At 68.4% G+C, this 3,648-nt stretch carries 2 protein-coding genes and 1 pseudogene; 2 read left to right on the top strand and 1 reads right to left on the bottom strand.

Annotation, left to right across the window (positions count from 1 at the left end):
• Positions 1–57 precede the first annotated feature (57 nt).
• Entirely contained in the window at positions 58–2,436 is a 2,379-nt protein-coding gene (locus tag ACFXBC_RS34055; RefSeq protein ID WP_385033638.1) for a transglycosylase domain-containing protein, read from the bottom strand.
• A 265-nt stretch (positions 2,437–2,701) separates the two neighbouring features.
• Here ACFXBC_RS34055 and ACFXBC_RS34060 point away from each other — a divergent pair, with 265 nt between their 5' ends.
• Together ACFXBC_RS34060 and ACFXBC_RS34065 are read left to right on the top strand one after the other, a co-directional pair.
• Positions 2,702–3,394: an ABC transporter ATP-binding protein gene (locus ACFXBC_RS34060; protein ID WP_385033641.1), complete on the top strand. Its 693-nt coding sequence runs from the start codon at positions 2,702–2,704 to the stop codon at positions 3,392–3,394.
• Positions 3,391–3,648, top strand: a pseudogene (locus ACFXBC_RS34065) (ABC transporter permease); the annotation flags it as partial. The gene ACFXBC_RS34060 and the pseudogene ACFXBC_RS34065, both read left to right, overlap by 4 nt.

Raw genomic sequence — 3,648 nt, forward strand, 5'->3', positions numbered from 1 at the left:
CATCACGCTCACTCGGGGAGGCGGCGGGGCCGGTCCTGCTCCGTCTCCGTGTCCGTCCTACAGGCCGCCGCCCAGCGGCCCGTTGTTGCCGTTGGACCCGCCGCCCCCGCCGTCGGTGGAGTTGTCACCGCCGGTACTGGAGGACCCGGTGTCCGAGCCGCCTGTGCTCGATGTGCCCTTGGAGGTGCCGCCGTTGGACGAGGTGCCCTGTGAGGTCCCCTCGTTCCCATTGGACCCGGTCGTCGTGCCGTTGTTCCCGGCGGTGGTGTCGCCTCCGCCGTCCGTCCCGCTGTGGGACGGGTCCGGGCTGTTGTGCGACGGGGGTGCGGCCGGGGACGACGGCGGCGGGGTCGTCGGGGGCGGCGGCGTGTTCGACGGGGGCGGCGTGTTCGACGGCGGCGGTGTGGTGGGGGTGACCGCGGCGCCCTGGTCGGTGTCCAGGTCGAACTTGCTCGGCTTCATGTCGAGACCGAAGGTGTACCCCGCCCAGATCTCGGCGGGGAAACCACCACCGTTGACCCGGGTGCCGCTGCCTGCCGCGCCGCTGATGGTGACCTGGGCGCCCTGGTGGACCTTCTTGCCGTCCTCCACGCGCGCCTTGGCCGCCTCACCGAAGAGACCGACCGATGTCACCAGGTTCGGCGTGTAGCCGGTGAACCAGGCGGACTTGTTGTTGTCGGACGTACCGGTCTTGCCCGCGACCTGCTGCGCCTTGTTCTTGACCACGGCGCCGGTGCCCTCGTCGACCACGCCGGTCAGGACCGAGGTGACCGCGTCGGCCGTCTGCGGGCTGATCACCTGGTCGCCGATGGCCTTCTGCGGCTTGAACGGCTCCTGGTTCGGGCGGCTGGCGGCCTTCACGATGGTCGGGGTGACCTTCTTGCCGTGGTTGTCGAAGGTCGCGTAGATCCCGGCCATCTCCATCGGGCTGGCGCCGTAGGAACCGAGGGTCATCGCAGGGACCGGCTGCGCGTTCTTCATGGAGCTCATGCCGAGGTCGAGACCGAGCTTGCGGACCTTGTCGAGGCCGACGTCCACACCCATCTGGGCGAACACCGAGTTGACGGAGTTGTTCATGGCGGTCTGGACGGTGACCGGGCCGTAGCTCTGGTTGTCCTCGTTGGGCGGGGCGAACCCGACCTTGTTGCCGTTGCTGTCCACCACAGGGCGCCGGCTGTCACCGTCGTAGATGGTGCTCGCCCCGATCTGCTGGCCCTTCTGCGTCTTGGCGCCGGATTCCAGGGCGGCCGCCAGGATCAGCGGCTTGAAGGTGGAGGCGGGCTGGTAGTCGACGCGCTTGGCATTGCTGTACTCGTGCTTCAGGTAGTCCTGGCCGCCGTAGAGCGCCTCGACCGCGCCGGTGTGCGGGTTGACCGAGACGGCGCCCGCCTGGATGTCCGCGTCGACCACATGCTCCTTGGGGCGGAGCTTGCTGGTCAGCTGCTTCTTGAGCGTCTTCTCCAGCTGGGCCTGCTTCTTCGGGTCGATGTTGAGCGTGACCGTCCAGCCGCCGGCGTCGATCTGCGCCTCGGAGATGCCCTGCGCCTCCAGCTCCTGGTTGGCGGCCTTGACCAGATAGCCGGTCTCGCCCTTCAGACCGCTCTCGGGCTTGGGCTTCTGCGGGATCTGGAACTTCTGCTCGGCGCGCTTGCCCGAGTCGAGCCACTTCTTCTCGACCATGTTGTCCAGGGTGTACGCCCAGCGGGCCTTGACCAGCCGCTTGCCCTCGGCGGTCGCGACGTTCCAGTCGTACTGGCTCGGCGCCTGGAGGAGCGAGGCGAGGTACGCGCCCTGGCTCACGTTCAGCTTCCTGGCGTCGATGCCGTAGTACGCCTGGGAGGCGGCCTGGATACCGAAGGCGCCCCGGCCGTAGTAGCTGGTGTTGATGTAACCGGAGAGGATCTCTTCCTTGGAGAACTTCCGGTCGATCTTGAGGGAGACCACCAGCTCCTTGAGCTTGCGGGTCACCGTCTGGTCGGAGTTCAGGTAGTAGTTCTTGACGTACTGCTGGGTGATCGTCGAGCCACCCTGCTTCCGGCCCTGGACGGTGTTGTAGAGCCCTCGGGCGGTGCCCCTGAAGTCGACTCCGTGGTCCTGGTAGAAGGTCTTGTTCTCGGCGGCGACGAAGGTGTGCTGGACCTCCAGGGGGATGTCCGAGAGCTCGACCTTCTCGCGGTTCACCTTGCCGGTGCGGGCGAGCACCTTGCCGTTGCTGAGCTTGTAGACGTTGCTCTGCAGGTCCGCGTCGGCGTTCGCCGTCGGCACGGGCACGTACATGTAGAACGCGACGAACGCGCCCATCAGCAGCAGGCAGCACACGAAGAAGCCGCCCAGGACCTTCTTCCAGGTGAAGAGCCCGCGTATCCCGCTCTTCTTCTTGGATTTGCCCCGGCGCGCCCCGCGCTGCCGGGCCCGTCGATCGTCCGCACGGCCCATCGCTCTGTGACTCCGCCTTCTTCTCACCCAGACCAGCTGTCGAAAGCTAGCACCGCTTCCTGAGGGCCCGGGGACAGGGACCACCCCGAAGGGCTCTTTCCACACGTGACAATCAGCACCCGTGTCATAGGGAACCGACGTTCAGGAAGCCCGCAAGGTTGCCAGGAACGGCCGATCTTCCTCTCAAGTCGCCCTGAATGACCGGTATTTTCCATTTCCTCCGCTGTATACACCGTGGGTATACCGGGTGTGTATAGTGCTCGCCATGTCCTCCCAGCCTCCGTTGCTCAGCGCAACCGGCCTCCACAAGGCCTACGGTCCGACCCCCGCCCTGGACGGCGTGGACTTCTCCATAGCGCCCGGCGAGATCGTCGCGGTGATGGGCCCGTCCGGGTCCGGCAAGTCGACGCTGCTGCACTGTCTGGCCGGGATCGTCGCCCCCGACGCCGGCACCGTCCGGTACGGGGACCAGGACCTGACCGCCATGAACGACGTGGGCCGCAGCGCCCTGCGCCGCACGGACTTCGGCTTCGTCTTCCAGTTCGGCCAGCTCGTCCCCGAACTCTCCTGCGTCCAGAACGTCGCACTGCCGCTGCGGCTGAACGGCACGAAGCGCAAGGAGGCCGAACGCACGGCGCAGCAGTGGCTGGAGCGCCTGGAGGTCGCCGACGTCGGCCACAAACGCCCCGGCGAGGTCTCCGGCGGACAGGGCCAGCGCGTCGCGATCGCCCGATCCCTGGTGACCACCCCCCGGGTGCTCTTCGCCGACGAGCCGACCGGCGCGCTCGACTCACTCAACGGCGAGCGCGCGATGGAGCTCTTCACCCAGGCGGCCCGCTCCACCGACGCGGCCGTAGTCCTCGTCACCCACGAGGCACGCGTCGCCGCCTACTCGGACCGTGAGGTCGTCGTACGCGACGGCAAGGCCCGCGACCGCTTCGCGCAGTCCGTGGCATGAGCGGGTTCGACGATCTCGCCCTGGGGGTCCGGTTCGCCGTGACCGGCGGCCGCGAGACCTGGGTGCGCACCACGCTCACCGCCGTGGGGGTCGCCCTCGGCGTGGCCCTGCTGCTCGCCGCGTCCGCACTGCCGCACGCGGTGAGCGTCCAGTCGGCGCGGGGGGCCCCCCGCCCCCACCCCCCGCCCGCCGAAAACCGGCCCGCCCCGCGCCCCACCCACGGGGTTGTGTGCCCCGCGCTGGCGAAAGAAACC

The organism is Streptomyces sp. NPDC059398, from assembly GCF_042751845.1.
In the GTDB taxonomy this organism is placed as follows: domain Bacteria; phylum Actinomycetota; class Actinomycetes; order Streptomycetales; family Streptomycetaceae; genus Streptomyces.